Annotated in this window: 5 protein-coding genes and 1 pseudogene; 4 read left to right on the plus strand and 2 right to left on the minus strand. The window is 67.2% G+C overall.

All coding sequences use genetic code 11. The features are described 5' to 3' along the window. A partial coding sequence (locus ACE3UY_RS12625) for a hypothetical protein (protein ID WP_374687870.1) occupies positions 1 to 287 on the minus strand: 287 nt, incomplete at its 3' end. Positions 288 to 424: 137 nt separating this feature from the next. Between ACE3UY_RS12625 and ACE3UY_RS12630 the strand changes: the two genes are divergently transcribed. The 4 genes from ACE3UY_RS12630 to ACE3UY_RS12645 all read left to right on the plus strand — a co-directional run bounded on the left by ACE3UY_RS12630 (position 425) and on the right by ACE3UY_RS12645 (position 4,166). Beyond that, positions 425 to 916 (plus strand): hypothetical protein, encoded by a 492-nt coding sequence (locus ACE3UY_RS12630; RefSeq protein ID WP_374687871.1) that lies wholly within the window; start codon positions 425 to 427, stop codon positions 914 to 916. Between the two features lie 22 nt (positions 917 to 938). Then, entirely contained in the window at positions 939 to 2,045 is a 1,107-nt protein-coding gene (locus ACE3UY_RS12635; protein WP_374687872.1) for a M42 family metallopeptidase, read from the plus strand. Next, complete coding sequence (locus ACE3UY_RS12640) at positions 2,042 to 3,091, plus strand: M42 family metallopeptidase (RefSeq protein ID WP_374687873.1); 1,050 nt, start codon at positions 2,042 to 2,044, stop codon at positions 3,089 to 3,091. The genes ACE3UY_RS12635 and ACE3UY_RS12640 overlap by 4 nt, the downstream gene beginning before the upstream one ends. Positions 3,092 to 3,161: 70 nt before the next feature. Continuing rightward, positions 3,162 to 4,166, plus strand: coding sequence for a M42 family metallopeptidase (locus ACE3UY_RS12645; RefSeq protein WP_374687874.1), 1,005 nt, complete (start codon positions 3,162 to 3,164; stop codon positions 4,164 to 4,166). A 17-nt stretch (positions 4,167 to 4,183) separates the two neighbouring features. On the opposite strand, the pseudogene ACE3UY_RS12650 reads toward ACE3UY_RS12645, so the two are convergent. Further along, positions 4,184 to 5,902 (minus strand): annotated as a pseudogene (locus tag ACE3UY_RS12650) (hypothetical protein); the annotation flags it as partial.

A 5,902-nucleotide genomic window follows, 5' to 3' on the forward strand; every position in this document is an offset into this window, starting at 1 on the left:
GCGGCGAACAGGGCCACCGCGTTCGTCGCCGGGTGGTCGCGCAGGATGGCGTTGGGCCAGGGTAGAACCAGCGGGAGGAGTTGGCTCAGCAGCGGCGCGGCGAGGCAGAGAACGAGGAAGAGCGCCCACTGCGACCGCGATAGCGCGCGGAAGGCGGCCAGCCCGCCCCGGCGATGGAAAACGGCCAGCAGCAGCGCCAGGGTGAGGAGAAGCAGGGCGTAGGAGAGCGGGCCGGTCGGCCGCGTCAGCCCCAATGCGTCGGCGGCTCCCCAGAGAACATACGACATTATTACCCTTCGTTCCAGTACTCGTCTAATTGGACGACGATACTGCTTCGCCCCACCGCGATTATGTCGGCTCAGATTAGTATAACAGCCGCGCCCTGATTTGTCATTTGTCTGGTAGTTCACTATGATTGCGTCCTATGGATTCTCGTCGCCGGACTTATGCCATCCTGATCGGCATTATCCTCCTCACGCTACCCTGTTACATGTCCGGCATCGTCCTGCTCGCGCGCGCGCCCAACCGGGGCAGCTCTACCCCTGAATCGACGGCCGAACCGACGGCGACTGCCACCAACCCAGCCACTCGCCCGCCGCCGGCCGTCATCTCGCTGACCCCGCCCAACACGCCAACGTCTGAGCCGACCGTCACGCCGTCGCCGACACCCTCGGCCACGACGACGGGGACGGCGACAGTCACCCACACGCCCACCCCGTCGATCACGCCCACGCTGACGCCCTCCGTCACGCCATCGCTGACGCCGTCGATCACGCCATCCGTGACGCCAACTGAGACCGAGACGCCAACCGAGACGCCGACCGACACACCGACGCCGACCGAAACGCCGGAAGAAACGGCGACGGCCACGGAAGAGGCGGAGGCCGCCACCCCATCGGCGACCCCCACCCCCTAGACCCATCGGATACACTACGCCTATGGACACCTTCGACTTACTGAAGCGACTGACCGAGACGCCCGGCCCCTCCGGCAACGAACGGGGCATCGGCGACGTGGTCGCCGAACTGTGGCGGCCGCTGGTGGACGAGATCATCCCCGACCGCGTTGGCAGCCTGCTGGGCGTCAAGCGCGGCGTCGGCCCGGACGACCGGCCGCGGCCGACGATCCTGCTGGCTGCCCATCAGGACGAACTGGGGCTGATGGTCTCGCGCATCGTCGAGCACGGGGGCTACGGTTTCCTGCGCGTCAACGAACTGGGCGGCGTCGACTGGCGGCACTTGCTCGGCCAGACGGCGGTCGTCCACGGCCGGGAGCCGCTTGTCGGCGTCCTCGGCGGGCTGCCCAACCACATGTTGCCGGAGAAGCAGCGCAACGAGGCATACAACGAGGAAACCCTGGCCGTCGACGTGGGCCTGCCCATCGACCGCGTGCGCGAACTGGTATCGATCGGGGACTTCGTCAGCTTCCGCCAGCCATTGCGCAAGCTACTGAACGGCCGGGCGGCCGGCAAGGCGTTGGACAACCGCACCTCGGTGACGGCCGTCACCCTGTGCCTGGAGCATCTGCAAGGGCGTCACCACACCTGGGACGTGATTGCCGTCGCTACAGCACAGGAGGAAACAGCCTATCTGGGGGCCTACACCAGCGCCTACGCCCAGCGGCCCGATCTGGCTGTGGCCCTCGACGTGACTCACGGCAAGGGGCCGGGCAGCAACGACAGCCACTTGCTCGAGTTGGGCAGCGGGCCGGCCATCAGCATCGGCGCGGACAGCCATCCCGCCATCGCCAAGGCGCTGCGCGACGCGGCCAAGGGGCTGGAGATGACCGTCAGCCTGCAGCCGAGCGCATACGCGGGGGGAACCGACGCCTACGCCCTCCAGACGGCCCGCGAGGGCATCCCGACCGGTCTGATCTCCATGCCGCTGCGCTACATGCATACCATGGTCGAGACTATCGACCTGAGCGACATCGAGCGCGCCGGCCGCTTGCTGGCCGAGATGATCGTCCGGCTCGATGACAAGTTCTTGCCCAACCTGCGGGAGGAACTGATGCAGACGGACAAGCGCAAGGACAATGGCGAATGAACGACCTATTGAAGCAACTAACCGAGGCCGTCGGCGTCTCCGGGGCCGAGAAAGAAGTCCGGCTGCTGATCCGCGACCTGATCGCCGACCACGTCGATGAGTGGTCGGTCGATACGATGGGCAACTTGCTGGCGACGAAGCGCGGCACTGGCGAATACGACATGCGCGTTCTGGTGGACGCGCACATGGACGAAGTCGGGCTGCTCGTTATCGAAATCGACAACAATGGCATGCTGAAGTTCGTCAAGGTCGGCGGCTTCGACGACCGCGCTCTGCTGGGCAAGGTCGTCCAGGTGGGGCCGAACAAGGTGACCGGCGTCATCGGGGCGCGGGCGGTGCACCTGCTCAAGGGGGACGAGTACACCAAAGTCGTGAAGGCGGACGCCATGCGCATCGACATTGGCGCGAAGAACAAGGACGGTGCGGCGGCCAAGGTCAGCGTCGGTGAGTACGCCGCCTTCGTCACCCCCTACGAGGAGGTCGCCACGGCCGGCGGCCGGACGGCCATCGGTAAGGCGTTCGACAATCGCGCCGGCTGCGCCGCGCTGATCGAGTTGCTGCGCCGCAAGCCGTACCCGTTCGACCTGATCGCCGCCTTCACCGTCCAGGAAGAGATCGGCCTGCGCGGGGCGCGGGTGGCCGCCTTTGCCGCTCAGCCCGATGTGGCCCTGGTGCTCGAGTCCACCCCGGCTTACGACTTGCCCAACGAGAAAGACATGCCTACCAACGCGGCGCTGGGCAAGGGGGTGGCTGTCTACGTCATGGACGCCCGCACCATCCAGGATCCACGCCTGGTGGCCCACATCGTGCGGACGGCCGAGGCGCAGGGTATCCCCTACCAGATCCGCCAGCCAGGCGGCGGTGGGACGAACACCGGGGCCATCCAGCGCGGGGCGGCGGGCGTCGCCGCGGCCACACTGGCGGTGCCCGGCCGCTACGCCCACACGCCGACGATGATGATCAACCTCGATGACTACGACAATATGGTGCGGCTGGCCGACGCGGCCCTGCGCGGCCTCACGCCGGAGTTAGGGGCTAGGGGCTAGGGGCCAGGGAAGAACATTCTGCCCTAGTCCCTAGTCCCTAACCCCTAGTCCCTCCCCTTGGAGAAGTGACATGAACGAACTACTACAGACCCTCGTCGAAGCCTATGGCCCATCCGGTTTTGAGGATGGGCTGCGCGACATCATTCGCCCGCTGGTGGAGCCTCACGCCGACGAGGTGACCGTCGACGCGATGGGCAACCTGATCGCTCACAAGCGGCCGGCGACTGACGCCGCCAACCCGCTCAAGGTGATGGTCGCCGCCCACATGGATGAGATCGGTGTGATGGTCTCGCACATCACCGAGAAGGGCTTCGCGCGCTTCACCAACATCGGCGGCGTCACCCCCCACACGCTGCTGGGCGGGCGGGTGCGCTTCGCCGATGGCACGGTCGGCGTCATCGGAGCCGACCGGTTCGAAGAACGTTCGTCCGTTCACCCGCTCAACAAGTATTACATCGACGTCGGCGCGACGAGCCGCGAGGATTGCCCGGTGCGCGTCGGCGACGCGGCCCACTTCGACCGGCCGTTTGTGGCCCGCGGCAATCACCTGACGGCCAAGAGCATGGACGACCGCATCGGCTGTTACGTCGCCATCGAGGCGCTGCGCCGGCTGCCGGAACACGTGGCTCACGACCTCTATTTCGTCTTCAGTGTGCAGGAAGAGGTGGGCACGCGCGGCGCGGAGGCGGCGGCCAACCGCATTTTGCCCGACGTCGGCATCGCCCTCGACGTGACGCTGACCGGCGACGTGCCGGAGTCGCGACCGATGGACGTGCGCCTGGGCGATGGGCCGGCCATTAAGGCTAAGGACAGCGGCATGATCGCCCACTCTGGCCTGGTGCGCCTTATGCGCCAGCGCGCCGAGGAAGCGGGCATCGCCTATCAGGTGGAGGTGCTGGAGGGCGGCACAACTGACGCCCGACCCATACAGCTTGCCGGCCCCGGCAGCGCCGCCGGCTGCATCTCCATCCCCTGCCGCTACGTCCACACGCCCAGCGAGACGGTGGACGCCCGCGACGTGGAGGGGGCGGTGCAGTTGTTGGCGGCGGTGCTCTCGGGCGAAATCGACCTGTAAGCGAGGTAGGGACGGGCTTAGCGCACGGTAATCGTCGCCAGTAGGAGACTGTCACCCCCCTCGACCGGCAGCCGGACAGCCGGATCGAAGGCGTCGTAGAGGCCTAGCCGCAGCGTATATTCGCCCGGTGGGAGATCGCCGGGCAGTAGCAGGCCGTGGTTGTCGACCACGACCTCACCGGCCGCCCAGGTGGTCGTCGGTCGCAAGTCGCCGCCCGGTTCGCCGTCGCGTTGGGCCACCGGCTGCGCCCCGTCACCGAGCAAGTGCAGGAAGACCTTATAGGGCCGCGCCGGGGTCACGTCGGCGCTCCACACCAGCCGCGCCTGAACCACGTCGCCAGGCCGCGCCTCGACCGGCCAGACGGTGTACTCACGCAGCGCAATCATCTCGCCGTCCACCGCCTGGAAGCGCGCCCCGCTTGGCGTGGGCGCGTCCGGCATGGCCCGCGGCGCGGCGTAGACCACCAAGCGCACGTCCCCCACCCACTCCTCCGACGCCCTGAACGTGTGCGCGTCCAACCAGCCCTCGACGACGCGCGCCGGGTCGCGCTGTGCGTCACCCCAGTAGAGCACGTAGAGCCGGTCGTGGGTGGCGGCGATGCGCGCCAGTTCCGGCTCCAGGATGGCCGGGTCGGGCCGGCCAAGCGGCAGCGGATAGACGGGCGCGCCGTCGCGATGGTAGTAGGTAAACACCTCCCACTGGTTGGGCGCGTTCAGGATGATGCCGGCGTTGGGGTGGGCCTCGGCGGCGATGCGGGCGACGATGGCCCGATAGTCGGCCCGCGCGAAGGTGGGGTCGGTGTAGAGATTTCGTAGCGAGAGCACGCTGCCCAGCAGCACCAGCGCCGTCAGAAGGGCGGGCAGCGCCAGCCAACGTCGCGGCAGCCGCCAGCCCAACCCCATTATCAGATAAACGAAGGGTGCGACGGCGAGCAGGAACTTGAAGAAGGCGGGGTCGGTCGCCCCAACAATATACATGAGGACGAGCGGCACAACCGCCAGCAGGAGGGGGACAGCCGACGGCCGGCGGCCGGTCGCCACACCGAGGACGACAAGCCCCAGCGCCGCCCACACCGCCCACGCTGCCTCGCCCACCGCGACGGTGTTGCCGAGTACCAACCACCGGCCGCTATCGGCCAGGAACGCGAGCGGGCCGGCGCTGGCGTTGCCCCGGCTGCCCATCTGCGCGATGAAGATGGGAACCCAAGGTAGATAGAGCAGTACAGCCGCGGCAACGAGGCCAACCCAAATCAAGGGAACCAGCCATGGTGTACCCCGCACCTCTACAGAGTGCGCATCCTCAGATGCGCGCTCCCGCATGACGCGCTCGTCCACATATGAGGATGTAGTCTCCGTGTGCTTTCCCGCTCTCCCACCAGCCATCTCCACAGAGTGCGCATCCTCAGATGCGCGCTCCCGTATGACGCGCCCGTCCGCATCTGAGGATGCGGACTCTGTGGGCATTGCCGCTCTTGTACGCCACCACCAATGTAAACCCACCACTCCCGCCTGCCCCGCCACCACCGCCGGGAAAAAGTAGTGAGTATAGAATCCAGCGGCGAGGAGCAGAACGTAGGCCACCGCCCACGCATTCACGCGACCCATCTTCAACCAGTTGAGCAGCGCCCACGTGCTCAGCGCCGCCAGCAGCGCCAGGAGGGCGTACATGCGTGTCTCCTGGCTATAGTAGACAAGCACCGGGCTAACGGCGGCGAGGAGGATAGGGGCCAGGTTCCA

This window comes from Promineifilum sp. (SeqCode) (genome assembly GCF_041918635.1).
Lineage (GTDB): Bacteria > Chloroflexota > Anaerolineae > Promineifilales > Promineifilaceae > Promineifilum.

What these genes read in the sequence shown, in the direction of transcription:
- ACE3UY_RS12630 (WP_374687871.1), top strand. Translation starts at nt 425, where the DNA reads ATGGATTCTCGTCGCCGGACTTATGCCATCCTGATCGGCATTATCCTC.
- ACE3UY_RS12635 (WP_374687872.1), top strand. Translation starts at nt 939, where the DNA reads ATGGACACCTTCGACTTACTGAAGCGACTGACCGAGACGCCCGGCCCC.
- ACE3UY_RS12640 (WP_374687873.1), top strand. Translation starts at nt 2,042, where the DNA reads ATGAACGACCTATTGAAGCAACTAACCGAGGCCGTCGGCGTCTCCGGG.
- ACE3UY_RS12645 (WP_374687874.1), top strand. Translation starts at nt 3,162, where the DNA reads ATGAACGAACTACTACAGACCCTCGTCGAAGCCTATGGCCCATCCGGT.